Source organism: Devosia sp. Soil_C_22 (assembly GCF_057657195.1).
This window is the reverse complement of sequence record NZ_JBDGIY010000002.1, coordinates 327374-351866: the sequence shown is the minus strand read 5'-3', so window position 1 is coordinate 351866 and position 24493 is coordinate 327374. Positions and strand designations below refer to the sequence as shown.

The window sequence follows — 24493 nt, the reverse complement described above, 5'->3', positions numbered from 1 at the left end:
TCTATCGGGCGCCCTCCGGCGCCACAAGGATACCATGACGCATCTGACCACCATCGGCTTCGACGCCGACGACACGCTCTGGCACCACGAGAAATACTTCGTCGCCACCAAGGACCGCTTCGTCGAGCTGCTGGCCGACTATGCCGAACCGCTCGAGGCGGCGACCAGCCTGCACGACACCGAGATCGCCAATGTCGGCCAGTACGGCTTCGGCGTGAAAAGCTTCACCCTCTCGATGGTCGAAACCGCCATCGCCGTCACCGACGGCAAGGTGCCCGCCCCGCTGATCAGTGAGATCATCGAGCTCGGCCGTGCCATGCTGATCCACCCCGTCACCCCCTTCCCCGGCGTGCGCGAGACGCTCGCGGCGCTCACCGGCTCGCACAAGCTGCTCGTCGTCACCCGCGGCGACCTGTTCGACCAGGAGCGCAAGCTCGCCGCTTCCGGCCTGCTGCCCTATTTCCAGGAGATCGAGATCGTCTCGGACAAGACCCAGCCGGTCTACGAGCGCATCTTTACCCGCCATGGCGACGGCCCCGGCCGCGCCATGATGATCGGCAACTCCATGCGTGCCGATGTGGTCCCGGCGCTCGCCGCCGGCGCCTGGGGCATTCATGTGCCCTCCGAATATGTCTGGTCGATGGACCTCGATGAGGAGCCGGCCGGGGCCGCCCGCTTCCGCCGCCTGCCCGAAATCTCCGCCGTCCTGCCCCTGATCGAGGAGATCGGCTGATGACCATTCATCTGAAGCGCATGCAGCCCGGCGACGAGCTCGACTTCGGCGATATCGCCCCGGCAGTATTCGATGAACCGATCCATCCCGAGCGACTCGAAGCCTACCTGAGCGAGCCCGGCCACCTGATGATCCTCGCCTTCGACGGCGAAACCATCGTCGGCCAGTGCGCCGCCGTCATCCACCGCCACCCGGACAAGGCGACCGAGCTCTATGTCGACGAGGTCGGCACCGCCTCCACCCACCTGCGCCAGGGCATCGCTACCCGCATGGTCGAGGCCATGTTCGACTGGGCCCGCGAACTCGGCTGCCGCGAAGCCTGGCTCGGTACCGAGCTCGACAATCTCGAGGCCAACGGCCTGTACAGCAAGATCGGCGGCAAATCCGACCACATGCACTACTACGAGTTCGATCTTTAGGAAGGCGCGATCTCTCCTGATCCTCCCCCGCGGGGCGGGGGAGGGGGACCAGCGAAGCTGGTGGAGGGGCGGCCACGCCTACCGGTGCAGCTAGTGCCCAGCTGTCGCCGGCTCCACACCTGCTTTGTCGTGCGTCGCAAACCGCTGCACCATGGTCGCGCTCGCCTCGTTGAGCCCGATCACCTCGACGGCCATGCCATGCCGCCGTGCCTTCAGCACCACCTTGTCGAGCGCCGCCACGGCCGAGATGTCCCAGAAATGCGCCTCGTGCACATCGATCACCAGCCGCTCCAGGGGCTCGGTCAGGTCGATCGCCTCGGTAAATGCCCCCGCCGAGGCAAAGAACACCTGCCCCGCCACGCGATAGGTCCGCGCCTTGCCGTCGGCGCTGAGCTCCGAGCTCATGCTGCTCAGCCGCGACACCTTGCCGGCAAAGAACACGCCCGACAGCAGCACGCCGGCCAGCACGCCAAGCGACAGATCGTGTGTCACCACGACCGTGACCACCGTCACCAGCATCACGATCGAAGACGGCACCGGATTGATCCTGAGCTCGACGATCGAGCGCCACTTGAACGTGTTGACCGACACCATGATCATCACCGCCGTCAGCGCTGCGACCGGCACGATGGCGAGCAGATCCTGCAGCAGCACCAGCAAGACGAGCAGGAACAGCCCCGCCACCATCGTCGACAGCCGCCCGCGTGCACCCGAGCTCACGTTGATCACGGACTGCCCGATCATGGCGCAGCCGCCCATGCCGCCGAACAGGCCCGAGGCAATGTTGGCGATGCCCTGCCCCGCCGTTTCACGATGCTTGTTCGAACCGGTATCGGTCATGTCGTCGACGATCTGGGCCGTCAGCAGCGATTCGAGCAGGCCCACCGCCGCGAGCGTCAACGCGATCGGGGCAATGATCTGCAGCGTCTCTAGCGTGAGCGGCACCTGCGGCAGCGCAAAGCTCGGCAGCGCGCTCGGCAGTTCGCCCAGGTCCGAGACCGTCCGGATATCGAGCCCGAACACCACCGCTACCACGGTGACCACCACGATCGCCACCAGCGGCGACGGCACCGCTCGGGTCACCCGCGGGAACAGGTAGATCACCGCCAGCCCCAGCGCGATCAGCCCGTACGTCGCCGGCGTCACCCCGATCAGCTGCGGCAGCTGCGCGAGAAAGATCAGGATCGCCAGCGCGTTGACGAAGCCGGTCATTACAGATTGCGAAACGAAACGCATCAGCCGCGCCAGCTTGAGCCAGCTGGCAACGATCTGGAACACGCCCATCAGGATCGTCGCCGCGAACAGGTACTGCACGCCATGGTCGCGCACGAGGCCGGTCATCAGCACTGCCGTCGCCGCGGTGGCTGCCGAGATCATCGCCGGCCGTCCGCCGACAAAAGCGATGACGGTGGCAATCACCACCGAGGCATAGAGCCCGATCTTGGGGTCGACCCCTGCAATGACGGAAAAGCCGATGGCTTCGGGAATGAGCGCCAGGGCGACGACGAGGCCGGACAGGAAATCGGCACGAACATTGCCGAACCAGGTCCGGCGGAGCGAGGTCAGGGAGAACATCGATGTCAGATTTTTCAACTGCGCAGGCGCGGCAATGCCGTCGAAAAGGTCTGCGCGGTTATCCGGCGGATCGGCGGCCGGAAGAGCCACCCGGGATTGCACCGGGTCCGTGATGAATGCCGAACCTATTGCCGCAGGTTGCGGTACCGCGCAAGTGCACCTTTGGAGAACTGATGCAGCGATTGCCCGTCCCCTCGCCCCTCAGGGGAGAGGGTAGCGCAGCTTCGAGCGCAGCGAGTTAGCGTAGCTAGGGTGAGGGGTGCAGTCTCTCGGCTACCCCTTATTCTTCCCCGCGCAGCCACTCGAGCTTGTGCCGGCCCTGCCCGGCATCCCCGAGCAGTTGCGCCAGCGCCGGCAGCAGCACGCGCAGCTCGCCCTCGAGCGTGAACGGCGGATTGACGAGGATCAGCCCCGAGCCGTGCAGCCGCGGCGGGTTCTCCGCCGGCCGGATCGAGATTTCGGCCCGTAGCATCTTGGGAATGCCGGTGTCGCGCAGCGCCGAGATGAAATCGTGCACCGCGCGCGTATCCTTGAGCGGGTACCACAGCGCATAGAGCCCGCCGGCGAACTTCTTGTGCGCCTTCATCAGCCCATCGACCATGCGGTCGAACTCGCCCTTTTCCTCGAAGGGCGGATCGACCAGCACCAGCCCGCGCTTCTCTTTGGGCGGCACATGCGCGTTGAGCGCCAGCCAGCCATCGAGATGGATCACCCGCACCTGGATGTCGCCCTCGAACAGCTTGCCGAGCCGATCAGCGTAGTCGACATGCAACTCGAGCGCCGACAGCCGGTCCTGCGGCCGGAACAGTTTTCTGACCAGCAGCGGCGAGCCGGGGTAGATGCCGACCCCGCCCTCGGGGTTCAGCTCGCGGATCACGTCGAGATAGGGCGCGACCAGCGGCTGCGCCTTCTGTGGCAGCTCGGTCTTCATCAGCCGCCCGATCCCATCCACCCATTCCGGCGAGCGTTTGGCGATCTCGCCGGTGAGGTCGTAGCGCCCGATGCCCGCATGGGTATCGATTACCCGGAACGCGGCATCCTTCTTCTTGAGGTATTCGACCAGCCGGGTCAGCACGATGTGCTTCATCACATCGGCAAAATTCCCGGCATGGAAGGCGTGCGAGTAGTTCATGGGGCCACTCCTCTTCGCGGACACCGCCCCACCCACGGTGTCATCCCCGCGCAAGCGGGGATCCCCGTTTGACCATCGGGGCCCACGAACAGGGATTCCCGCTTGCGCGGGAATGACCCGGTGATGGTGGCAGGTACGAAGCGCATCAGTGCCTCGCCTGCGCCGTGAGAATAGTCGCTGCGAACGCCGTGAAGATTGCCGCAAAACTCCAGTTCAGCGCCCGCTCCACCCATTTGCTGCGCTTGAATGCAGCGGCAACCCATTCGGCTGCAAACACGATCAGCACGCCGAGCGGGATCGACAGCACCACGAACTGCGCGCCCAGAAACAGCAGCTTGCCCGCTGCGGCCGGATCATGCGCATCGACGAACTGGGGCAGGAAGGTCACGAAGAACAGCACCACCTTGGGGTTGAGCAGGTTGATGCCCACCCCGGTCACGTAGCTCTGCCACAGCGTCGGCGACTTCTTTCCCGCTTCCGCGAGCCGCAGGCCGCCGCCCGCGGTGACCGCCTGCCAGGCCAGCCAGATCAGGTACAAGGCGCCCGCGATCTTCAGCGCCATGAACAGCGGCGGCGCCGCGAGGATCAGCACCGAGATGCCGAACGCCACCAGGGTGGTATGCACCATGATCCCCGTCATCGCGCCGAACATCGCCGCCAGCCCATGCGCCCGGCCGTAGTTGATCGCCCGGCTCATCTGCAGCGCCATGTCCGGACCAGGAGTGATCATCAGGACGAAGGTGGCGACGGCAAAGGCCAGCATGACCGGCAGATCGGGAATAAAGGCTGGCATGGCGCACCTGTGGGTTTGGCCCGTGTGTGACACGCTCTGCCCGCGCTTGCCAGCCCCGCCTGCAGCGGACGAGTATGGCGCCATGACCGACTTCGCCATCATACCCATCGATCAGCCCGACCTGTCGCGCGTCGCCGTCCTCGCCCACCGCATCTGGCCCGAAGCCTTTGCCGGCATCCTGCCCGCCGACCGCATCCCTGGCATGCTGGCCGAGATCTACGCCCTCGATACGCTCGCCGCCGATATCACCGAGCGCGGTCACTGCTACTGGATTGCCAGCATCGACGGCCGCGATGTCGGCTTCGCTTCCGCCTACCGCGCCGATGGCCGCGTCTGGATCAAGAAGCTCTATCTTCTCGCCGAGACCCGCGGGCTCGGCCTTGGCAAGGCGCTGATCGCCACGGCTCGCGCGCATTTCGGCCCCGACCTGCCAGTGGCGCTCTATGTGAATGACGGCAACGCCGCCGCCATCGCTTTCTATCGCTCGCAGGGCTTCGAGGTCGAAAAGCACGTGCCGGTGCAGATGGGCCCGTATCAGTTCACCGACTACGTGATGCTGAAGCCCGCTTGAAGCGCAAGGTTGCGCTTGCGAGGCCGCTTGAATAGGGTGCGCGCCGATTTCCGGGCCTCTCCGGCCCCATTGGCGCGCCTCCGTTCGCGCCGTCCCTCGGAAGCGATGCAATGAGCAAAGACATCAAGAAAATCGTCCTCTCCTATTCTGGCGGCCTCGACACTTCGATCATGCTGAAATGGCTGCAGGAGCACTACCAGGCTGAGATCGTTACCTTCACGGCTGACCTCGGCCAGGGCGAGGAGCTGGAGCCGGCCCGCAAGAAGGCAGAGATGTTCGGCATCAAGGACATCCGCATCGTCGATGTGCGCGAGGAGTTCGTGCGCGATTTCGTCTTCCCGATGTTCCGCGCCAACGCGCTCTATGAGGGCCAGTATCTGCTCGGTACCTCGATCGCCCGCCCGGTGATCGCCCGCCACCTCGTCGAGATCGCCGAGGAAACCGGCGCCGATGCGATTGCCCATGGCGCCACCGGCAAGGGCAACGACCAGGTTCGCTTCGAGCTCACCGCCAACGCCCTGTCGCCCGGCCTCAAGGTCATCGCCCCCTGGCGCGAATGGGACCTGCGCAGCCGCACGGCGCTGCTCGCCTACGCCGAGAAGAACCAGATCCCGATTGCCAAGGACAAGCGCGGCGAAGCTCCCTTCTCGGTCGACGCCAACCTGCTGCATACCTCGTCCGAGGGCATGGTGCTCGAGGACCCGGCTATCCCGGCCCCCGACTATGTCGCCCAGCGGACGGTCGACCCCGAGGACGCGCCCAACGAGCCCGAAATCATCACCATTGGCTTTGAGAAGGGCGATCCGGTCTCGGTCAATGGCGTGAAGCTCTCGCCGGCTGCGCTGCTCACCAAGCTCAACGAGCTCGGCGGCAAGCACGGCATCGGCCGGCTCGACCTGGTCGAGAACCGCTTCGTCGGCATGAAGTCGCGCGGCCTCTACGAGACCCCGGGCGGCACTATCCTGCTGGTCGCGCATCGCGGCATCGAGTCGATTACCCTCGATCGCGGCGAGGCCCATCTCAAGGATGAGCTGATGCCGAAATATGCCGAGCTCATCTACAACGGCTTCTGGTACTCGCCCGAGCGCGAAATGCTGCAGGCGCTGATCGACAAGAGCCAGCAATTCGTCGCCGGTGAAGTGACGGTGAAGCTCTACAAGGGTTCGGCCAGCGTCATCGCCAGGCAGTCGCCCTATTCGCTTTACAACATGGACCTCGTGACCTTCGAGGAAGGCGCCGTGGCCTATGATCACCACGATGCCGAGGGCTTCATCCGGTTGAACGGCCTCAGGCTCAAGACCTACGCCGCCCGCCGCATCCAGACGTCCGGCAAGTAGGCACAGACGTTCCTCCGACCCACGGGGGTGTTCACTTTGGACGCAATTGGCCACCGGGTCATCCCCGCGAAAGCGGGGATCTCCGTTTGGTTGCGCGCTCCGGTAAACAGAGGTTCCAGCTTTCGCGGGAATGACTCCGCGCGAAAATGGTCTCTCCGCTGACCGGTCCCAACCTGCTCCAGTAAAGCGAAGCCCTTGCACTTAAAGCGTTCTTAACCCCCCACAGCTAGCGTCGCGGGCTGATTTTGAGGTTATTTGGGGGCCTGACCAGAAGTGACGGCGCTTCCGATCGATCCGGTGCAGAAGGCCGCCGACGCATTGCTCCTCGATGCGGCGCTGCAATCCATTCCATACGGCTTCTGCGTCTGGTCGCCGCAATTCAAGCTGGTGCTGTTCAACCAGCACTATCTCGACATTTACGGCTTTCCCCGCAGGCGCGTCCGCCGGGGCATGACGCTCGAGGCCATCGTCCGCCTGTCCTCCGAGCTGGGCAATCACCCCGACCAGTCGCCCGACGAGTTCCTCTCCACCTACAAGCTCGAGTTGCTCGCCAATCGCGGCGGCGCCCGCGCCAAGGTGCGCGAGCGGCTCGCGGCCGGGCGCTGGGTCGAGACCGCTCACGTCTATTCGCCCGGCCTCGGCTGGGTCGTCACCCATGAGGACGTGACCGAGGAAATCGAGACCTCCGAGATCGTCCAGAAGCGCCGCCTCGAGCTCGAGCACCAGAACCTGCGCCTCGACGCGGCGGTCAACAATATCAGCCAGGGCCTGTGCATGTACGATGCCAGGGGCCGGCTGGTGATCTGCAACCAGCCCTACCAGCGCATCTACAACCTGCCCGAGCGCCTGCTTGCCGCCGGCACCTCGCTCGACGACATTCTCGGCCACCTGTTCGACGAGGGCATGCAGGCCGGCACCGACCGCGATGCCTATATCCGCTGGCGCCGCGAGATGATCGAGCGCGGCGAGTACGGCAAGAACATCCACGAGCTCAACGGCCGCACCATCATGATGCAGCACCATCCGATGAAGGATGGCGGCTGGGTCACTACCCATGAGGACATCACCGAGCAGCGCCAGCAGGAAGAGCGTATCCGCCACCTCGCCCGCCACGATGCACTCACCCAGCTGCCCAACCGCGTGCAGTTCCTCGAGGAAATGGAAGCGGCGGAGCCGGGCCTGCTGCGCGGTGAGCGCATCGCCGTGCTCTGCATCGACCTCGACCACTTCAAGTCCGTCAACGATACCCTCGGCCACTCGCTGGGCGACAAGCTGCTACAGCAGGTCTCGGCCCGCCTGTGGGGCGCGACCCGCGAAAACGACGTGCTGGCGCGCCTCGGCGGCGACGAGTTCGCCCTGCTGCTGCGCGACATCCAGGCGCCCTCCGAGGCCGCCGCCATCGCCGACCGCATCGTCAAGGCGACCTCCAACCCCTTCACTATCGACGGCCACCAGCTGGTCATCGGCACCTCGGTCGGCATCGCCATGGCGCCGCAGGACGGCATGACAGCCGAGACCCTGATGAAGAATGCCGACCTCGCGCTCTACAAGGCCAAGAACGAGGGCCGCTCGACCTACCACTTCTTCGAGAGCGGCATGGATGCCGCCATCCAGAAGCGCCGCGCCATCGAGGCCGGCCTGCGCCTGGCGCTGGCCCGTGGCGAACTCCGCCTCGTCTACCAGCCGCTGATCGGGCTCAAGGAAAACCGGGTCACCTGCTTCGAGGCCCTGCTGCGCTGGGAGAGCGCCGAGCGCGGCATGATCTCGCCCACCGAGTTCATCCCTGTCGCCGAGGAAACCGGCCTTATCGTCCAGATCGGCGAGTGGGTGCTGCGCGAAGCCTGCCGCACCGCGGTCGCCTGGCCCGCCGGCGTGCGCGTCGCGGTCAACCTCTCGGCGGTGCAGTTCAAGAACAAGCGCCTCTACGAGACCGTCGAATCCGCCCTGCGCGAAAGCGGCCTTCCGCCGACGCGGCTCGAGCTCGAGATCACCGAGTCGCTGCTGCTGTCGGACAACGAGCAGACTCTGAAAACCCTGCACAGGCTGCGCGCGCTCGGCGTCCGCATCTCGATGGACGATTTCGGCACCGGCTATTCCTCGCTCAGCTACCTGCGCAGCTTTCCCTTCGACAAGATCAAGATCGACCGCTCCTTCATGCGCGACCTGAAATCGAAGGGCGACGCCATCGCCATCATCAAGGCGGTGATCGGGCTCGGCCAGTCGCTCGGCATGTCGACCACCGCCGAGGGTATCGAGACCGAGGAGCAGCTGGAGGCCGTGCGCGCCCAGGGCTGCAGCGAGGTGCAGGGTTTCCTGTTCTCGCCGCCCGTTAGCGCCAACGCCGCGCTCCAGATGCTGGCCGAGGAAGCCCGCCCGCGGCTCAAGCGCGTTTCGTGACGACAGGGCCGGCCTCGGCACGGTTGCCCGCGCCGGCCGGACTTGCCAATCTCTGCTGATGCGTCCCCATCGCTATGCCCAGCTCTGCGCCATCGCGCGCCGCGAATGCGGCGATCCCGGTGCTGCCGAGGATGTCGTGCAGGAGGCGCTGCTCGCCGCTGTCGTCGCCGGGCGAAGCGATCTCGCCGACCCCGGTACCGGCCGCTGGCTCACTGGCGTCGTGCGCAACCAAGCGCGCATGGCAGCGCGCGGCTCGACCCGACGGCGCCATCGTGAAACCGCCTGGGCCGCGCTTGCAGCGGACGATGGCATCCCCGAACCGGCCCTTCCCATCCAGCTGATCCTCGCGGGCCTGCCCGCGGCGCTGCGTTCGGTGGTCCTCCTCGCCCTCACCGGCCACAACCGCCGCGAGATCGCCTACCTGCTGCGCCTGGAGGATGCCGCTCTGCGCCAGCGCATCTCCAGCCTCAAGGCGAGGCTGCGCGCCGCCGGCATCCACATGCCGCCCGGCATGCCCGGGCTTAACCTCGATCTCGCCTATGGCCGCATCCGCGATGCGCTGTTGCCGTTGCTGCTGCGGCAAGGCGGCACCTTGGCCTCGCACGATCCCGATGGGCATCTTTTTGTACTGCGACACCTCTCACGGCACTCACAAAAGCCGTGACGGCGGCAACCAGCTGTCGGGAACGAAACACAGGAGGTCCCCCATGAGCTTCAAGCCGCAATCCGCCAGCATCGTCTTCTATGTCAGCGACATCGCGCGCACCGAGAAATTCTACAATGAGACCCTCGGCCTCGACCTCGAGCGTATGGAGGGCGCCGAACCCTTTTGGCTGCAGGGCAATCTCGCCGGCGGCCTCGAGCTCGTCTTCTTCGAGATGCCTGCCAAGCGCGGCGACAGCCCGGCCATCGTCTTCACCATCGAGGACGGCGGCATCGATGACGTCGTTGCCGATCTCGCCGCCAGGGGCGTCACCATCGTCACTCCGGTCAGCGAAGCCCCCGGCGGCTGGAGCGCCGATTTTCTCGATCCGGACGGTTTTGGCCTCGGCCTCTACCAGTCGGGCGAGTTTCCGCGCTCGCTCAAGGGCTAGAGCGCTCACGATCGGACCGCGGCGGCGCCCCACCCACAATGTCATTCCCGCGAAGCGGGAACCCAGTTGGGGCACCAAGCATGCGGCCGCTGGATACCCGCTTTCGCGGGAATGACACCGGAGTTTATGGATCGTTTGGACCGTGAAACGCTCTAGGCTGAAGCTTTTCTCTCCCCGGTGTCGATTTCGCCGCTGACCGAACGTCATGCCGGTGAGGGTGCCTTCGGGAGCGCAATCGCGCTGGGCAAAAACCGGAGGGCGCCCTCACCCCTCGCAACCCTGCCATTCGGGGAATTGTCTTGAGAATGTGACCCTTGTCCTATATGGGGCGCGGCTACCTTCCCGGAAAACCGATCGGCCGCCCCCTCATGTCCTTGCGGAACATCGCAATCATTGCCCACGTCGACCATGGCAAGACCACGCTCATCGACGTCCTGCTGAAGCAGTCCGGCTCCTTCCGCGAGAACCAGCGCGTCGAAGAGCGGGCGATGGATTCGAACGACCTTGAGCGCGAGCGCGGCATCACCATCCTGGCCAAGGTGACCTCGCTGGTCTGGAAGGACACGCGCATCAACATCGTCGATACGCCCGGCCACGCCGATTTCGGCGGCGAAGTCGAGCGCATCCTCTCCATGGTGGATGGCGTCGTGATCCTCGTCGACGCCTCCGAAGGCCCGATGCCGCAGACCAAGTTCGTGCTCGGCAAGGCGCTGGCCCAGGGCCTCCGCCCGATCGTCGCGATCAACAAGATCGACCGTCCCGACGAGCGCCACCTCGAAGTGCTCGAGGAAATCTTCGACCTCTTCATCGCCCTCGACGCAACTCCCGAGCAGCTCGATTTCCCGGTGCTCTACGGCTCTGGCCGCAATGGCTGGATGGCCGAGACGCCGGACGGCAAGCGCGAGGACATGGCTCCGCTGCTCGACAAGGTGGTCGAATACGTCCCCACCCCCAAGGTGGAAGAAGGCCCGTTCCGCATGCTGGTCACCACCATCGAGCGCAACCCCTTCCTCGGCCGCGTGCTGACCGGCCGCATCACCTCCGGCACCGTCAAGGCCGGTGACCCCGTCCACTCGCTCAGCCGCGATGGCAAGGAAATCGAAAAGGGCCGCGTGTCGAAGGTCCTCGCTTTCCGCGGCCTCGAGCGCACCCCGATCGACCTGGGCGAAGCCGGCGACATCGTCGCCATTGCCGGTCTCGAGGAGACCACCGTCGCCCATACCATCACCATCCCGCAGGTGAACGAGCCGCTCGCCACCAAGCCGATCGATCCCCCGACCCTGTCCGTCACCTTCCGCATCAATGACGGCCCGCTGGCCGGCCGCGAGGGCGACAAGGTGCAGTCCCGCGTCATCCGCGAGCGCCTGCTGCGCGAGGCCGAGGGCAATGTCGCCATCCGCGTCACCGAGGGCGACGACAACGACAGCTTCGACGTCGCCGGCCGCGGCGAACTCCAGCTCGCCGTGCTGATCGAGAACATGCGCCGCGAGGGCTTCGAGCTCACCATCGGCCGCCCCAAGGTCGTGCTGCGCGAGGAGAACGGCGTCAAGCTCGAGCCGATCGAGGAAGTCATCATCGACGTCGATGACGAGCACTCGGGCGTCGTCGTGCAGAAGCTCACCGAGCGCAAGGGCGACCTCGTCGACATGCGCCCCTCCGGCGTCGGCCGCACGCGCCTCCGCTTCTACGTGCCCACCCGCTCGCTGATCGGCTACCAGCCCGAACTGCTCTCGGACACCCGCGGCACCGCCATCTTCAACCGCCTGTTCCACGAGTACCAGCCCTACAAGGGCGCCCTCCCGGGCCGCCGCACTGGCGTCTTGATCTCCAATGGCACCGGCCAGTCGGTGGCCTACGCCATGTGGAACCTCGAGGACCGCGGCCCGATGATGATCGACCCCGGCGTCGACATCTACGAGGGCATGATCATCGGCGAGCACACCCGCGAGAACGATCTCGAAGTGAATGCGCTGAAGGGCAAGCAGCTGACCAACATCCGCACCACGAGCAAGGACGAGGCGGTCCGCCTGACCCCGCCCAAGAAGCTCACCCTCGAGCAGTCGCTCGGCTACATCGCCGACGACGAGTATGTGGAAGTCACGCCCAAGTCGATCCGCCTGCGCAAGATCGCCCTCGATCCCAACGAGCGCAAGAAGATGATGCGCGCCGCCAAAGCGAGCTGAGGCACATAGCCGCTTCAGGTTCCGGTGATCCCCGCGAAAGCGGGGATCTTCGCTTGGGCCTTCCCCACCGTCGTCATCCCCGGGCTTGACCCGGGGATCCATGCGACCTCTCCTACGGCACCGCCCGGAGCACCCATGGCCACCTGGATCATCGAGACCATCAATTCCCTCGGCTATGTCGGCATCTTCCTGCTGATGCTGCTCGAGAGCGTGTTCCCGCCGATCCCCTCCGAGCTGATCATTCCCTTCGCCGGTTATTCCGCCGCCACTGGCCAGCTCAACCTCTGGCTCGTGCTGATCACCGCGACGGCCGGCGCCGTGGTCGGCATGCTGCCCTGGTACATTGCCGGACGCCTGTTCGGCCTCGATCGCCTGCGCTGGCTCGCCGACCGCTACGGCCGCTGGCTCACCCTCAATGCCGAAGAGATCGACACCGCCACCCGCTGGTTCCATCGCTACGGCCCGGCCATCGTCTTCGTCGGCCGCCTGATCCCGCTGATCCGTACGCTGATCTCGGTCCCCGCCGGCCTCGCCGGCATGCCGCTCTGGCAGTTCCTGTTGTTCTCGACGCTCGGCGCGCTGATGTGGAATACCATCCTCATCGGGGCCGGCTTCCTGCTCGCCGAACATTACGAGGCGGTCGAGATTTTCCTCGACCCGGGCACTACCATCGTCCTCGGCCTCTGCGTCTTCTACTACGTCTACCGCCTGATCACCTGGCGCCCGACCGGCGCCAAGTCCTGAGCGCGCTGGGGCCCAACCCACCGCCCTGCAAGGCTAAATCGTCGCGACCGCTTGCCGCTCGGCGTGCCGCCCCCTAAATAGGGCGACGAACCCGAGGGCGCACAATGACCTTTGCCATTCTGCAGACGCTGAGCTTCATCCTGAACATCGTCTGGTGGATCTTCCTGATCATGATCATCATGAGCTGGCTGATCAGCTTCAACGTGATCAACACCCGCAACCAGTTCGTGAACTCGGTCTGGCGCGTCCTCAACCAGATCACCGAGCCGATCCTGCGTCCCATCCGCCGCATCATCCCGCCGGTGGGCGGCCTCGATTTGTCGCCGCTGATCGTCTTCGTCATCATCTTCTTCCTGCAGAACCTCCTCGCCTCCTGGGCTGTCGGCCGCCTGTTCTAGGCGTCTTTATGCCGGCCTACCGGCCCGAACCGGTTGGCGTGCTGGTCTTCCTGCGCGTCACCCCCAATGCCGGCGCCGACCGTATCGACGGCACCGTAACCCGCGACGACGGCAGCACGGTTCTGCGCATCCGGGTGACCGCGGTGCCCGACAAGGGCAAGGCCAACGCCGCCGTCATCGCGCTGCTGGCCAAGGCGCTCGGCGTTCCGAGATCTGCAATCACGCTCGTGTCCGGCGACACGGCCCGACAAAAGACCGTGCGGGTCGCCGGTGCGACCGAAGCGATCGTCGCCGCGCTCGAGGCCCTGAGCTGAGGCCGCTCCGGCCGCCCACCCCCAATATGACAACGCCATTGCACCAACTGCGGCGTTTTGGCACAAGAAACGCACGCGAACTCCGGGGGCGAGGAGGAGTGGCTCACCAAGCTGCTGCAACTATGGAGCGCCCCCCGGTGTCGTCACACCGAGGGATAATTCTATGACTCTATTGCTATGGGCGATCGTGGTCTGCGGTCTGCTCTCTATCGTCTACGGCGTCGTCACGACGCAGGGCCTCTTGAAGGCCGATGCGGGCTCGGCCCGCATGCAGGAGATTTCCGCCGCCGTGCGTGAAGGCGCCTCCGCCTATCTCCGCCGCCAGTACACCACCATCGGCATCGTCGGCGTGGTCATCTTCGTGCTCGCCTTCTTCCTGCTCGGCGCCTACGCCGCCATCGGCTTCCTCATCGGCGCAGTGCTCTCCGGCGCGGCCGGCTTCATCGGCATGAACGTCTCGGTGCGCGCCAACGTGCGCGTGGCGCAGGCGGCGACCAAATCGCTGGCCGGCGGCCTCGACCTCGCCTTCAAGTCCGGCGCCGTGACCGGCCTGCTCGTCGCCGGCCTCGGTCTCCTCGGCGTGACGCTCTACTTCATCGTGCTGACCCAGTTCCTCGGCCTCGAGCCGACCAGCCGCACCGTCATCGACTCGCTCGTCGCCCTCGGCTTCGGCGCCTCGCTGATCTCGATCTTCGCCCGTCTGGGCGGCGGCATCTTCACCAAGGGCGCCGACGTGGGCGGCGACATGGTCGGCAAGGTGGAAGCCGGCATCCCCGAGGATGATCCGCGCAACCCGGCCACCATTGCCGACAACGTGGGCGACAATGTCGGCGATTGCGCCGGCATGGCCGCCGACCTGTTCGAAACCTACGTGGTGACGGCCGTCGCCACCATGGTGCTGGCCGCCATCATCCTGCCCGATGCGTTCAAGCTCGCCGGCATGGTACTGCCGCTCGCCATCGGCGGTGCCTGCGTCATCACCTCGATCATCGGCACCTATTTCGTGAAGCTGGGTGGCGACAACAACATCATGAACGCCCTCTACAAGGGCCTCGTCGCTACCGGCGTGCTCTCGCTGATCGTGCTGCTGCCCACCCTCGCCTGGGTGTTCGGCGGGCTCGACGCGCAGCTCGGCATCGAAGGCGGCAAGCAGTTCACGCCGTGGTCGCTGTTCTGGTGCGGCATTGCTGGCCTCGTCATCACCGGGCTGATTATCGTCATCACCGAATACTACACCGGCACCAACAAGCGCCCGGTCAACTCGATCGCCGAAGCCTCGGTGACCGGCCATGGCACCAACGTCATCCAGGGCCTCGCGGTCTCGCTGGAATCGACCGCGCTGCCGGCCATCGTCATCGTCGTCGGCATCATCGTCACCTACAATCTCGCGGGCCTGTTCGGCATCGCCTTCGCCGTCACCACCATGCTGGCGCTGGCCGGCATGATCGTCGCGCTCGACGCCTTCGGCCCGGTCACCGACAATGCCGGCGGCATTGCCGAAATGGCCGGCCTCGACAAGGAAGTGCGCCACAACACCGACGCGCTCGACGCCGTCGGCAACACCACCAAGGCCGTCACCAAGGGCTATGCCATCGGTTCGGCCGGCCTCGGCGCGCTGGTGCTGTTCGCTGCCTACACCCAGGATCTGCAGTATTTCTCCGCCCAGGAAGGCGCCCCGGCGATCTTCCAGGGGCTGGGCAATCTCAGCTTCTCGCTTGCCGACCCCTATGTCGTGGTCGGCCTGCTCTACGGCGGCCTGCTGCCGTTCCTGTTCGGCGGCATGTCGATGACTGCCGTCGGCCGCGCCGCCCAATCGGTGGTGGTGGAAGTCCGCCGCCAGTTCAAGGAAAAGCCCGGCATCATGGCCGGCACCGACAAGCCCGACTACGGCCGCGCCGTGGACATGCTGACCAAGGCCGCGATCCGGGAAATGATCGTCCCCTCGCTGCTGCCGGTGCTCTCGCCCATCGTCGTCTTCGTCGCCATCTACTGGATCGCCGGCAACGCCGCCGCCTTCTCGGCGCTCGGCGCCATGCTGATGGGCGTCATCGTCACCGGCCTCTTCGTCGCCATCTCCATGACCGCCGGCGGCGGCGCCTGGGACAACGCCAAGAAGAGCTTTGAGGACGGCTTCACCGACAGCCACGGCGTCAAGCACTACAAGGGTTCGGACGCCCACAAGGCCTCCGTCACCGGCGACACCGTCGGCGACCCCTACAAGGACACCGCCGGCCCAGCCGTCAACCCGATGATCAAGATCACCAACATCGTCGCGCTACTGCTACTCGCGGTGCTGGCGCATCTCGGGGGCGGGGTGTAGCGGTTCGACCAACGCTCCAGGTTTTCTCAGGCCCAACTCCGGTTGGGCCTTTTTTTCAGCTGAGGGTCCATGCGGTTAGTTCTTGGAGGGGTAAATGGCGAGTATCTGCGGGACATTACTGAGGTGGCGGCGGCAGCAACGTCGGAGGTCCTAGCGGCGGTCGCTTACGCCGCCGACAGCACTCTGCTATTCGACTGGTGCCTCGATAACGGCATCCCCCTTAAATTCTATGGCCGCCTAGACGAGAGCGTGCCAGTGCCCGCTACCATCCTGCGACGATTTCTCGATAGGAGGTCACCTAACTTTGTCTGCAATCTGGTTGAGCTTCATCACGCGAAGGTCATCTGGTGGCGCGGCTACGGGCTTTACATTGGCTCAGCAAACCTGACCACGACGGCATGGTACAGGGGTATTGAAGCCGGCTGCTTCTTCTTGGAAGATGAGGTCGACGATGTGGTGGCGGACGGAATTCTTGCGCTGTTCGAGACTCTCGAATCAAAGGCGACCCCGCTCACTGAAGAACTCTATCGAGTGATGCTCGCTCGCGAAGCGGAGCTAACAAGGGCAGAGGTCAACGATACTGTTTTTTGGAAAAGCCCGAGCTTTAGACGTTGGCCAGGGCTGGCTCAAACCGGCAAAGCAAATGCTCGCGAGAGGAGCCGTGAAAGATTCCTCACGGAGTGGCATGCCACCCTCCAAGACCTCAGAGACATCGGCGCAAACGTTAGCCAAGCTCGCTATCGCCCTTCCTGGATTGATGAGAGTGCTCCGGTCGGTGCCCAAGCGGATCAATTTCTGCATGCACATTACTATGAGCGGACATTCGACGGTCGGCGTGCGAACTATAAGATACATTACGAGAAAAACAGGACCGACCGGGAACAAGCCGTAACTGAGGCCATGGAGTGGTGGGCGAAACTGCCGTCAGCACCCAAAACCGAAGACCATATGATACGCACTACTGCGCCATTCCTTAGGTCAGCACTTTCCGAGTCTTCGCTCTCAGGCATGGACAAAGAGAAATTCCTCGAGGTCAGCTTGGGTATTCACGCAATCGTCGACTACGCCCGGCGGGTACCCAATGCGTCGGTTAACCTTCCTGATGACGGAACTCGATACCGCATCCCTCATAAGGTCAGGGCATTGTCCTCCCGAATCTGGCTGTCGAAATCAGCCGGCGGCAAGCGAGTCACCGAGATGCTCGCGTTCGTCTTGTATGGCGGCCCTGAGGCCGCATTACCCGAGCGACTTTGGCAGGCGGTGAGCGACCCAATGTGGAAAATCCAAGGTCTTGGAATCAGCGCCCTCGGTGAGGTGGTTGGATGGGCGCTACCTGACAAGTTTCCCCCCCGGAACGGTAGGACGTCCAAAGCCCTGCGTTCCTTAGGATACGACGTCACGATCCACGTAGAATAACCCCGACGCATGGTGCCCGACCCTAAAGCGACAAAAGATCGCGCTCCCCCACCACGCACATGGCATAGAAGCTGGCCGAGGCCGGCTACCGGATCATCGCGGCCGACAAGGCCTAGCCCCCACAGCATCGACAGCGCGAGCCCGGGAGCGTTCCCGGGCTTCCTGTTTCGGCGTCAGGCCGGTCTCAGCACCATCAGGGTCACGCCACTCGCGAAGACCTGCTGCCTTGTCGGCTCGAGCTCGACGCGCGTATCGAACAGCAGCGTGCCGCCGCCCACCGTTAGCGGGTGGACGAGCCGCAGCCGCATCAGTTCGCGCACCACGGTGACGCTGCCGTAGACGACGATGCTGCCCTCGCCCGCCTTCAGTTGGGCCACGCTTTCCGCCGTGAGGTCGGAGATCACCGTCGTCTCTGGCCAGGTGCCTTCGGTGAGCGTGCGGCTCGCCACCACCTTGTGCATCTGGTCGAGCCGCTGGGCGTAGGCCCGTTGCGAGGGCTCGGCCGAGGGGTCGCGGGCGACGGCCGGCCAGTAGCCGAGGAAATCCCCGTAGGTGGCGCGTCCGAGCAGCAGCGTGTCGGCGGCATTGACCAGCGCCAGCTCGTAGTCGCGAAGATCGTCGTCAGCCCTGATCCAGTCCATGGAGTCGCCCGGGCCGGCGACATAGCCGTCAAGCGTTATCCAATGCGTCGTCACCAGCGTTTTCATGCGCGCCTCAATCGGTTAAGCCATCACTTAACAATACTGGCGGCGCGGCAATGTCAGTGTCCATTTCGAGGTCGATGCGGCCTGCCCAAATTCAGCCCAAGCAGCCTGCCACCCATTCGCGCGGGGCAAGGGGAAAATCCATCGACGATGCGCAGGGTGCTGCTGGGTCTGGGATTGCCCGTGGTGATCCTTCTGGGTGGAGCGCTCGCCTATGCGCCCTACCTGCCCTCGCTGGCGCTCGAGGGTTTCCCGCCCTCACCTGGTCCGGCCGCGGCGCTTATGCCGAGATCGCCGGCGCCCCGACGCCAGCCGACTTGCACGTCACCGCGAGCGCCGCGACCACGCCGCTCGTCCCCGAACTGGCCACCACGTTTACCGAGAAGGGCGGCAAGGCGCTGCTGGTCTATCGCGATGGCGGGCTGGCGCTCGAGCACTACGAGGCCGGCGCCGACGAAACCACCCGCTTCAACTCGTTCTCGATGGCGAAGAGCCTTGTCGGCGCGCTGATCTACAAGGCGCTGGCCGAAGGCAGGCTGCAAAGCCTCGACCAGACGCTCGGCGATCTGCTGCCCGACGATCGCGGCATCGCGCATGTGACGCTGCGGCGGCTGCTCGCCATGCGCGCCGGCATCCATTTCGACGAGGAGAGCAAGCTCGGCACCGCCTCGGGCAAGGACAGCGACACGACGCCAAACCCGTTCGGCCCCTTGGCGCGCCTGCATTTCCAGGGCCTCGGCGCCATCGAAACCGGCCTGCGCGTCGCCACCACCGATGACGAGGCCTTCAACTACCAGAACGTCAACACCGCGCTGCTCGGCGAAATCCTCGAGCGCCTCTACGACCGTCCGCTCGAACAGCTGCTGGCCGAAAAGCTATGGCAGCCGGCCATGGCCGGCGCCGCCACGTGGCGTCGCCCCGCCGCCAGCCTGCCGGTCTCGGCCTATTGCTGCATCTACGCCACCGCCCGCGACTGGATCCGCATCGGCCTTTACCTCAGCGCCAATGGCAGCCCGGACGCGCCCTTCCTGCCCGACCCGCTCTGGCGCGAGTTCATGGGGCTTGATGTGCCGCTGAGCGAGCTGCAGGTGGATCACTACGGCGCCCACATCCGCCAGAACGTGCTCGACCGCGAAGGTCAGGCGCTGCAGGGCCCGTTCACGTACCTGCTCGGCCAAGGCGGCCAGATGCTCTATCTGATGCCGCAGCACGGTTTGGTGGTTTATCGCGCCGGCGAGAACATGCCGCTGCTGCACTCGACGCTCTATGGCGCCTGGAACTCCACCAGCCCTCCGGCCAATTGAGCTTGCCGCATCAGCCGTAGAATTTGGCGTCGTCGCCGCGCATCAGGTCGCGACCTTCCTTCGGAAGGGCAATGCCATAGCCATCCCAGTGCTCCCAACGCATCGTGCCATCGCGATGGTAGCTCGTCATGTGCAGTTCCACGCCGAGCTTTTGCGTTGCCAATTGTATCGCGTGCAGCGCGTCCGAGCCGACTGCGTGACTCTTGACGGTACGGGCAGGCCATCCATCCTCGGGCCAATCGATCTCGTATCGGCAATCCCAATCGTTGCCGATCGCGACGGGCAGGAACAGCCGGAGGATGACCTGTGCTTCGCTGCCGCTCTTGGTTCTGACCGTGAGTGTTCGTGTGGCGATGATCATGCTCTAGCCCAGGTGTGGTCGCGGCGATAACTCGGTGACGCAATGCTATATTGCCGCCCGCCTGCTCGTCGGCTAGCCCTAGTGCCAACCAAAAGCCGAGGGAGCACCATGCCGACCAACCCCACTCCGTGGCTCGATCGCCCCTACCACCGCCAGTGGCTGCGCGATCAGGCCGAGGCGCTGTTCGCCTTCTACGGCAATCGCAGCGTCAATCCCTCGGGCGGCTTCTACGATCTCGATGTCGGCGGCAAGCCGATCCGGCCGATCAACCAGGTGCGCGGCATCCACGGTACGGCGCGCATGGTGCACAGCTTCGCCATCGCCAGCCTGCTCGGCCGGCCAGGCTCCGACCCGATCGTCGACCACGGCATGACCTACCTGTGGAACGTCCACCGCGACGCCCAGCGTGGCGGCTATTTCTGGGCCGTGGACGATAACGGCGCCGCCGACAATGGTCGCAAGCAAGGCTATGGCCACGCCTTCGTGCTGCTCGCCGCCTCGAGTGCAAAACTCGTCGGCCATCCGCTGGCCGACCAGATGATCGCCGACGTCACCGAAGTGATCGACATCCGCTTCTGGAACGCCCGGCACGGCGCCATCGACGAGGAGTTCAACGCCGACTGGTCGGTGATTTCCGACTATCACGGCCAGAACTCCAACATGCACCTCACCGAGGCGCTGATGGCCGCCTTCGAGGCCACCGGCAATGCTGAATACCTGAACAAGGCCGAACAGATCGCCGACCTGATCATCCGCCGCCGCGCCGGCGAGAACGGTTTTCGCGTGGCCGAGCACTTCGACGCCGGCTGGAACGTCGACAAGGCCTATGCCGGCGACCAGATGTTCCGTCCGCCCGGCACCACGCCCGGTCACTCGCTCGAATGGGCCCGCCTCACGCTGCAGCTCTGGGCTCTTGGCGGCAAGCGCCACGCCTGGATGCCGGACGCCGCCGAAGCGCTGTTCCGCCAGGCCGTGACGCTCGGCTGGGACAACCAGTATGGCGGCTTCTTCTACAATCTCGACTGGAACGATCAGCCGGACCTGCGCCACAAGCTCTGGTGGCCGGCCGCCGAGGGTATCGGCGCCGCCGCCTTCCTCATCGCCCACCGGCCATCGCAGTATCACGAGACCTGGTACCGCAAGATCTGGGACGTGATCGCCCGCCACCATCTCGATCTCGACAATGGCGGCTGGCACGAGCAGCTGACCGAGAACATGCAGCCCGCCTATTCGCTGTTTGCCGGCAAGGCCGACATCTACCACGCCCTGCAAGCCTGCCTGATCCCGCTCTACCCCGCCGAAGGCAGCCTCACCAAAGGCATCCTCGCCGCCAGGGCGTAGCCACAAGCACCGGCCCCCACCTCCCCCTTGTGGGAGGGGGGACCCGCGTAGCGGGTGGGTGGGGGTGGCCCCACGCACCAGCCGCGCGCCTTCGTCAGACGCTTCCGCTTGCCCGCGCCACGCCCTTGAGGCACGCTTCGCCGACGAGGAGAACCCCATGCGCGTTACCGTCATCGGCGGCTCGGGCCGCACCGGCAAGCTGGTGATCGAAAAGCTGATCGCCGCCGGACATACCGCCGTCGGCACCATCCGCAACCCGCGCCACATGGCCGAACTGGTGAAGCTCGGCGCCGAGGTGCAGCTGGTCGATCTCGACAAGTCCGGGTTCGACGTCATCGTCAACGCCATGCAGGGCGTCGACGCCGTGGTTTTCGCGGCCGGTTCGGCGGCGGGCGAATCGAGCGAGCTCGACCGCAAGGGCACGCTGCGCACCGTGCGCGCCGCCGAAAAGGCCGGGGTGAAGCGCTACCTCTCCATCTCCTCGATCGGCGCCAGTACCGGGCTTTCGACCCGTTCGATGAACGACGAGATGAAGGACTACTACAAGCAGAAGCGGGCAGCGGCGAAGCACATCACCGGCTCGACGCTCAACTGGACCATCCTCGAGCCCGGCGAGCTGACCGATGGCGGCGGCACCGGCAAGGTGGTGTTGAGCCAGCAGGCGATCGACGAGGAATCCGTGCCGCGCGAGGACGTCGCGGCGGTCACCGTCGCCCTGCTCGAGGAACCGAAGACCGCCCGCAAGGTGTTCCAGCTCACCCGCGGCAAGCACACCATCGCCGCCGCGCTGAAATCCGCGCTGGCGCAATGACCGATCCCGCCATTGGCCCCCTGCTCGGCGCCGGCAAGGAAGCCGAGACCTATGCCTACGGCGAGCATGTGCTGAAGCTCTACCGGCGCCCCGAGCAGCGCTCGGTGGCCTTCGGCGAAGCGGCGATCCTCGCCATCGTGGCACGGCACGGGCTGCCTTCGCCGGCCGTGTTCGAGGCCGGCCAGTATGATGGCCGCTGGGGGCTGGTCATGGCCCGCGCCGCCGGCGAGCCGCTCGGCCATCTCGCCGCTGCCGATCGCGCCCTCATCCCGGCCGCCCTCGACGCCATGGTTCGGCTGCACGTCGCGGTGCATGCCTGCATCGAGTCGGACCTCGCGGCGCTGAAGCCGCGTCTTGCCGCCCGCATCGCCCGCGTCTCCGGCATCGAGGGGCACCGCGACAAGCTGCTCGCCATGCTTGCCGCCCTGCCCGACGGCAATCGCCTGTGCCACGGCGATTTCCACCCGCTCAACCTGATGGGCCCGCCCGGGGCTCTGACCATTGTCGATTGGCCCGATGCCACCTCCGGCCCGCCGGCGGCCGATGCCTGCCGCACCTATCTGCTGCTGCTGCCGCATTTGCCCGACCTGGCGCGCAGCTATCTGGCCGCCTACGCCCAGGCTTCGGGCATCGCCGCGACCGCGATCCTGGCCTGGCTTCCGGTCCTCGCCGCCGCACGCATCAGCGAAAGCGTGCCCAACGAGGAACCGCTACTCCGCCGCCTCGCGGCCGGCGAGTTCGCGTAGGCGCCGGACCACCCGCTCGCGTTCCCGCGTCAGCCCTTTGTACGCCGCCTGCTCCGGTGTCAGCGCCGCGATCTGCTCGGCCACCGCCGCCGCGATCCGCCCCCCATCGGCGTGCCGCTCCAGCGCCTCGAGCGGATCGACATGGATGCGCACCGTGAACACGATATCCCCGCTCACCGGCAGCCGCCGCAATGTCTGACGTTCGACGCGCAAAAACACCGGATCGGCCCGCTCGCCCGACCCGAAGCGCGGCACCGCGGAGTCGGCCCCGCCCGCGTGCCGCAGCTCGTCGTCGCCATAGAGCGACCAGTTCCAGCGAATCAACGGCTGCTCGGGCCTGAGATTGTCGAACATCCGCCCGATCAGCTCGTTCGGCCGCGACCCTGCGCCGAACCCCGGCACCGGCCCATGCACCTCATGCATCGGCCGGCCGATCTTGTCGGCCAGCGACCATGAGGATGGAAAGGCGAGAAACCCAGCCGTGACCCCCCATCCCTCCCCCCTGCACCGCAACAGGATCAGGTCTTCCTGCACCAGCCGGCCGGCCGTCAGCAGCGGCGGTTCTCCCGCATCGAGCGCCACCATGCGGTCCGCACCGATTCGCATGTGACTGTCGGTATGCCGATAGACCTCGGGAAACCGCACTGGCAGATGCGCCAGCAGCAGCTCCAGCACCTCGGCCTGCGCCGATTCGGTGCCGGGCTCGGCCCTGAACACCGCATCGGGCTCTTTCGCGAGGATGGCGTCCTTGGCGGCGAGCTGCGTCTCAAGGCGCTCGTCCACATCGATCCACTCGGCCGGATCGAGCGGCTTCAGCCCGATCTGGAACAGTTTCGAGCTGCCGTCATAAGGCGTGGGGAGTTGGCGGGTCATGGCGCCGACCCTAGCCGAGTGCGGCACCGTGAAAAAGCAGCGACCGGGACTGGGAGGTCTCAGTCACCGGTCGCGCTTCGGGGGTCCGCCGCATCGGACAGTTAGGACACTAACGGACGTCCCGTTCGGCGCGCGTGATGTCCTCGTGACCCTTGTTTCCGATCGGAAATAACGCTTGCAGTGCCCGAAGAAGCATCCCCTTGCAAATGACCGGCCGGTCAGTTATTAACTGACTGACCAGTCAGTTAGTAGTGGACGCTATGGACGACCAAGCCGAACCCCGTGGCCCGAAATTCCGCCGCCGCGCCGAAGCCCGCCCCGACGAAGTGCTCGATGCTGCCCTGGCGCTGTTCATCGAGAAGGGCTTTGCCGGCACCCGCGTCGAGGACGTCGCCAGGCGCGCCGGGCTCAGCAAGGGCGCCGTCTATCTCTACTTCCCCTCGAAGGAGGCGCTGGTCGAAGGCCTGATCCGCCGCGCCGTCGTGCCCATCGCCGACACGGCGCTCGCCGCACTGGTCGACTACGAAGGCGACCCGCGCATCGTCATCACCGCCGTGCTGAAGATGATCGCGCACCGGCTCCGCGACCCGAAAATCCTCGCCATGCCCAAGCTGATCTTCCGCGAGATTGCGAGCTTCCCCGATCTGGCGCGCATGTATCGCGCCGAAGTGCTCGACCGCGTGCTGCCCGTCGTCACCGGTCTCATTCGCCGCGGCGTCGAGCAGGGCTATCTGCGCCAGGTCGACCCCGACCTCACTGTTCGCTCTATCATCGGCCCGCTGATGCTGCACATCGCCATGGCCGAGATTTTCGGGCTCACGCCCGAGGGCGGGCTGCACATGGACAAGCTCGTCGATAATCACCTGTCCATCCTGTTCGACGGACTGAGTATCCCGCCGAGCCCAAAAACCCCAGCGGCAAGCTAGG

Annotated in this window: 24 protein-coding genes and 1 other annotated feature; of the genes, 18 read left to right on the top strand and 6 right to left on the bottom strand. The window is 65.6% G+C overall.

The window, feature by feature from the left end; genetic code table 11:
* Nucleotides 1-34 precede the first annotated feature (34 nt).
* Together AC3A6I_RS18795 and AC3A6I_RS18790 are read left to right on the top strand one after the other, a co-directional pair.
* A complete protein-coding gene (locus AC3A6I_RS18795) occupies nucleotides 35-733 on the top strand; it encodes an HAD family hydrolase (RefSeq protein WP_487545395.1) in 699 nt (232 codons plus the stop codon).
* The gene (locus tag AC3A6I_RS18790) at nucleotides 733-1152 is read left to right on the top strand and encodes a GNAT family N-acetyltransferase (RefSeq protein WP_487545394.1); all 420 of its coding nucleotides are present in this window, start codon (nucleotides 733-735) and stop codon (nucleotides 1150-1152) included. The genes AC3A6I_RS18795 and AC3A6I_RS18790 overlap by 1 nt, the downstream gene beginning before the upstream one ends.
* 90 nt (nucleotides 1153-1242) lie before the next feature.
* On the opposite strand, the gene AC3A6I_RS18785 is transcribed toward AC3A6I_RS18790, so the two are convergent.
* The 3 genes from AC3A6I_RS18785 to AC3A6I_RS18775 form a co-directional block, all read right to left on the bottom strand.
* The gene (locus tag AC3A6I_RS18785) at nucleotides 1243-2727 is read right to left on the bottom strand and encodes a SulP family inorganic anion transporter (protein WP_487545393.1); all 1485 of its coding nucleotides are present in this window, start codon (nucleotides 2725-2727) and stop codon (nucleotides 1243-1245) included.
* Nucleotides 2728-2783: 56 nt separating this feature from the next.
* Nucleotides 2784-2839 (bottom strand) — a sequence feature (sul1 is cis-regulatory element that is thought to sense ions involved in sulfur or methionine metabolism; They are found in Alphaproteobacteria).
* A gap of 168 nt (nucleotides 2840-3007) precedes the next feature.
* Nucleotides 3008-3859 carry a 23S rRNA (adenine(2030)-N(6))-methyltransferase RlmJ gene (locus tag AC3A6I_RS18780; protein WP_487545392.1) on the bottom strand — a complete coding sequence of 284 codons (852 nt, stop codon included), beginning with the start codon at nucleotides 3857-3859 and terminating at the stop codon, nucleotides 3008-3010.
* Nucleotides 3860-4004: 145 nt separating this feature from the next.
* Complete coding sequence (locus AC3A6I_RS18775; protein ID WP_487545391.1) at nucleotides 4005-4652, bottom strand: LysE family translocator; 648 nt, start codon at nucleotides 4650-4652, stop codon at nucleotides 4005-4007.
* Between the two features lie 82 nt (nucleotides 4653-4734).
* On the opposite strand from AC3A6I_RS18775, the gene AC3A6I_RS18770 reads away from it, so the two are divergent.
* From AC3A6I_RS18770 to AC3A6I_RS18720, 11 genes are all read left to right on the top strand, one after another.
* On the top strand, nucleotides 4735-5223 hold the full coding sequence (locus tag AC3A6I_RS18770) for a GNAT family N-acetyltransferase (protein ID WP_487545390.1): 489 nt from the start codon (nucleotides 4735-4737) through the stop codon (nucleotides 5221-5223).
* Between the two features lie 110 nt (nucleotides 5224-5333).
* The gene (locus AC3A6I_RS18765; RefSeq protein WP_487545389.1) at nucleotides 5334-6560 is read left to right on the top strand and encodes an argininosuccinate synthase; all 1227 of its coding nucleotides are present in this window, start codon (nucleotides 5334-5336) and stop codon (nucleotides 6558-6560) included.
* 273 nt (nucleotides 6561-6833) lie between these two features.
* Nucleotides 6834-8957 carry a putative bifunctional diguanylate cyclase/phosphodiesterase gene (locus AC3A6I_RS18760; RefSeq protein WP_487545388.1) on the top strand — a complete coding sequence of 708 codons (2124 nt, stop codon included), beginning with the start codon at nucleotides 6834-6836 and terminating at the stop codon, nucleotides 8955-8957.
* A 58-nt stretch (nucleotides 8958-9015) separates the two neighbouring features.
* Complete coding sequence (locus AC3A6I_RS18755; protein WP_487545387.1) at nucleotides 9016-9621, top strand: RNA polymerase sigma factor; 606 nt, start codon at nucleotides 9016-9018, stop codon at nucleotides 9619-9621.
* Between the two features lie 43 nt (nucleotides 9622-9664).
* Nucleotides 9665-10051 (top strand): VOC family protein, encoded by a 387-nt coding sequence (locus tag AC3A6I_RS18750; protein ID WP_487545386.1) that lies wholly within the window; start codon nucleotides 9665-9667, stop codon nucleotides 10049-10051.
* 368 nt (nucleotides 10052-10419) lie between these two features.
* Nucleotides 10420-12234, top strand: a complete 1815-nt coding sequence (typA, locus tag AC3A6I_RS18745) for a translational GTPase TypA (RefSeq protein WP_487545385.1) — start codon at nucleotides 10420-10422, stop codon at nucleotides 12232-12234.
* Nucleotides 12235-12369: 135 nt separating this feature from the next.
* Nucleotides 12370-12978, top strand: a complete 609-nt coding sequence (locus AC3A6I_RS18740) for a DedA family protein (protein WP_487545384.1) — start codon at nucleotides 12370-12372, stop codon at nucleotides 12976-12978.
* 104 nt (nucleotides 12979-13082) lie between these two features.
* Nucleotides 13083-13376 carry a YggT family protein gene (locus AC3A6I_RS18735; protein WP_487545383.1) on the top strand — a complete coding sequence of 98 codons (294 nt, stop codon included), beginning with the start codon at nucleotides 13083-13085 and terminating at the stop codon, nucleotides 13374-13376.
* A gap of 8 nt (nucleotides 13377-13384) precedes the next feature.
* Complete coding sequence (locus AC3A6I_RS18730) at nucleotides 13385-13690, top strand: DUF167 family protein (protein WP_487545382.1); 306 nt, start codon at nucleotides 13385-13387, stop codon at nucleotides 13688-13690.
* Nucleotides 13691-13853: 163 nt separating this feature from the next.
* The gene (locus AC3A6I_RS18725) at nucleotides 13854-16010 is read left to right on the top strand and encodes a sodium-translocating pyrophosphatase (RefSeq protein ID WP_487545381.1); all 2157 of its coding nucleotides are present in this window, start codon (nucleotides 13854-13856) and stop codon (nucleotides 16008-16010) included.
* A 69-nt stretch (nucleotides 16011-16079) separates the two neighbouring features.
* A complete protein-coding gene (locus tag AC3A6I_RS18720; RefSeq protein WP_487545380.1) occupies nucleotides 16080-17426 on the top strand; it encodes a phospholipase D family protein in 1347 nt (448 codons plus the stop codon).
* 173 nt (nucleotides 17427-17599) lie between these two features.
* On the opposite strand, the gene AC3A6I_RS18715 is transcribed toward AC3A6I_RS18720, so the two are convergent.
* The gene (locus tag AC3A6I_RS18715; RefSeq protein WP_487545379.1) at nucleotides 17600-18133 is read right to left on the bottom strand and encodes a dihydrofolate reductase family protein; all 534 of its coding nucleotides are present in this window, start codon (nucleotides 18131-18133) and stop codon (nucleotides 17600-17602) included.
* 314 nt (nucleotides 18134-18447) lie between these two features.
* Between AC3A6I_RS18715 and AC3A6I_RS18710 the strand changes: the two genes are divergently transcribed.
* Nucleotides 18448-19434, top strand: a complete 987-nt coding sequence (locus tag AC3A6I_RS18710) for a serine hydrolase domain-containing protein (RefSeq protein WP_487545378.1) — start codon at nucleotides 18448-18450, stop codon at nucleotides 19432-19434.
* Nucleotides 19435-19444: 10 nt separating this feature from the next.
* On the opposite strand, the gene AC3A6I_RS18705 is transcribed toward AC3A6I_RS18710, so the two are convergent.
* Nucleotides 19445-19795: a DUF6968 family protein gene (locus AC3A6I_RS18705; RefSeq protein WP_487545377.1), complete on the bottom strand. Its 351-nt coding sequence runs from the start codon at nucleotides 19793-19795 to the stop codon at nucleotides 19445-19447.
* Nucleotides 19796-19903: 108 nt separating this feature from the next.
* On the opposite strand from AC3A6I_RS18705, the gene AC3A6I_RS18700 reads away from it, so the two are divergent.
* From AC3A6I_RS18700 to AC3A6I_RS18690, 3 genes are all read left to right on the top strand, one after another.
* Nucleotides 19904-21136 carry an AGE family epimerase/isomerase gene (locus AC3A6I_RS18700; protein WP_487545376.1) on the top strand — a complete coding sequence of 411 codons (1233 nt, stop codon included), beginning with the start codon at nucleotides 19904-19906 and terminating at the stop codon, nucleotides 21134-21136.
* Between the two features lie 157 nt (nucleotides 21137-21293).
* On the top strand, nucleotides 21294-21947 hold the full coding sequence (locus tag AC3A6I_RS18695; RefSeq protein WP_487545375.1) for an SDR family oxidoreductase: 654 nt from the start codon (nucleotides 21294-21296) through the stop codon (nucleotides 21945-21947).
* Nucleotides 21944-22693, top strand: a complete 750-nt coding sequence (locus AC3A6I_RS18690) for a phosphotransferase family protein (protein ID WP_487545374.1) — start codon at nucleotides 21944-21946, stop codon at nucleotides 22691-22693. Before AC3A6I_RS18695 ends, AC3A6I_RS18690 begins: the two co-directional genes overlap by 4 nt.
* Here the strand turns inward: AC3A6I_RS18690 and AC3A6I_RS18685 are convergent.
* Nucleotides 22658-23566, bottom strand: coding sequence for a heme-dependent oxidative N-demethylase family protein (locus AC3A6I_RS18685; RefSeq protein ID WP_487545373.1), 909 nt, complete (start codon nucleotides 23564-23566; stop codon nucleotides 22658-22660). The two genes, AC3A6I_RS18690 and AC3A6I_RS18685, sit on opposite strands and share 36 nt — an antisense overlap.
* A gap of 260 nt (nucleotides 23567-23826) precedes the next feature.
* On the opposite strand from AC3A6I_RS18685, the gene AC3A6I_RS18680 reads away from it, so the two are divergent.
* Nucleotides 23827-24492 carry a TetR/AcrR family transcriptional regulator gene (locus tag AC3A6I_RS18680; protein ID WP_487545372.1) on the top strand — a complete coding sequence of 222 codons (666 nt, stop codon included), beginning with the start codon at nucleotides 23827-23829 and terminating at the stop codon, nucleotides 24490-24492.
* The last annotated feature ends 1 nt before the right edge of the window (nucleotide 24493 follow it).

What these genes read in the sequence shown, in the direction of transcription:
- typA (WP_487545385.1), top strand. Translation starts at nt 10,420, where the DNA reads ATGTCCTTGCGGAACATCGCAATCATTGCCCACGTCGACCATGGCAAG.
- AC3A6I_RS18755 (WP_487545387.1), top strand. Translation starts at nt 9,016, where the DNA reads ATGCGTCCCCATCGCTATGCCCAGCTCTGCGCCATCGCGCGCCGCGAA.
- AC3A6I_RS18695 (WP_487545375.1), top strand. Translation starts at nt 21,294, where the DNA reads ATGCGCGTTACCGTCATCGGCGGCTCGGGCCGCACCGGCAAGCTGGTG.
- AC3A6I_RS18700 (WP_487545376.1), top strand. Translation starts at nt 19,904, where the DNA reads ATGCCGACCAACCCCACTCCGTGGCTCGATCGCCCCTACCACCGCCAG.
- AC3A6I_RS18720 (WP_487545380.1), top strand. Translation starts at nt 16,080, where the DNA reads ATGCGGTTAGTTCTTGGAGGGGTAAATGGCGAGTATCTGCGGGACATT.
- AC3A6I_RS18690 (WP_487545374.1), top strand. Translation starts at nt 21,944, where the DNA reads ATGACCGATCCCGCCATTGGCCCCCTGCTCGGCGCCGGCAAGGAAGCC.
- AC3A6I_RS18770 (WP_487545390.1), top strand. Translation starts at nt 4,735, where the DNA reads ATGACCGACTTCGCCATCATACCCATCGATCAGCCCGACCTGTCGCGC.
- AC3A6I_RS18740 (WP_487545384.1), top strand. Translation starts at nt 12,370, where the DNA reads ATGGCCACCTGGATCATCGAGACCATCAATTCCCTCGGCTATGTCGGC.
- AC3A6I_RS18790 (WP_487545394.1), top strand. Translation starts at nt 733, where the DNA reads ATGACCATTCATCTGAAGCGCATGCAGCCCGGCGACGAGCTCGACTTC.
- AC3A6I_RS18730 (WP_487545382.1), top strand. Translation starts at nt 13,385, where the DNA reads ATGCCGGCCTACCGGCCCGAACCGGTTGGCGTGCTGGTCTTCCTGCGC.
- AC3A6I_RS18725 (WP_487545381.1), top strand. Translation starts at nt 13,854, where the DNA reads ATGACTCTATTGCTATGGGCGATCGTGGTCTGCGGTCTGCTCTCTATC.
- AC3A6I_RS18750 (WP_487545386.1), top strand. Translation starts at nt 9,665, where the DNA reads ATGAGCTTCAAGCCGCAATCCGCCAGCATCGTCTTCTATGTCAGCGAC.
- AC3A6I_RS18685 (WP_487545373.1), bottom strand. Translation starts at nt 23,566, where the DNA reads ATGACCCGCCAACTCCCCACGCCTTATGACGGCAGCTCGAAACTGTTC.
- AC3A6I_RS18785 (WP_487545393.1), bottom strand. Translation starts at nt 2,727, where the DNA reads ATGTTCTCCCTGACCTCGCTCCGCCGGACCTGGTTCGGCAATGTTCGT.
- AC3A6I_RS18680 (WP_487545372.1), top strand. Translation starts at nt 23,827, where the DNA reads ATGGACGACCAAGCCGAACCCCGTGGCCCGAAATTCCGCCGCCGCGCC.
- AC3A6I_RS18715 (WP_487545379.1), bottom strand. Translation starts at nt 18,133, where the DNA reads ATGAAAACGCTGGTGACGACGCATTGGATAACGCTTGACGGCTATGTC.
- AC3A6I_RS18705 (WP_487545377.1), bottom strand. Translation starts at nt 19,795, where the DNA reads ATGATCATCGCCACACGAACACTCACGGTCAGAACCAAGAGCGGCAGC.
- AC3A6I_RS18735 (WP_487545383.1), top strand. Translation starts at nt 13,083, where the DNA reads ATGACCTTTGCCATTCTGCAGACGCTGAGCTTCATCCTGAACATCGTC.
- AC3A6I_RS18780 (WP_487545392.1), bottom strand. Translation starts at nt 3,859, where the DNA reads ATGAACTACTCGCACGCCTTCCATGCCGGGAATTTTGCCGATGTGATG.
- AC3A6I_RS18795 (WP_487545395.1), top strand. Translation starts at nt 35, where the DNA reads ATGACGCATCTGACCACCATCGGCTTCGACGCCGACGACACGCTCTGG.
- AC3A6I_RS18775 (WP_487545391.1), bottom strand. Translation starts at nt 4,652, where the DNA reads ATGCCAGCCTTTATTCCCGATCTGCCGGTCATGCTGGCCTTTGCCGTC.
- AC3A6I_RS18765 (WP_487545389.1), top strand. Translation starts at nt 5,334, where the DNA reads ATGAGCAAAGACATCAAGAAAATCGTCCTCTCCTATTCTGGCGGCCTC.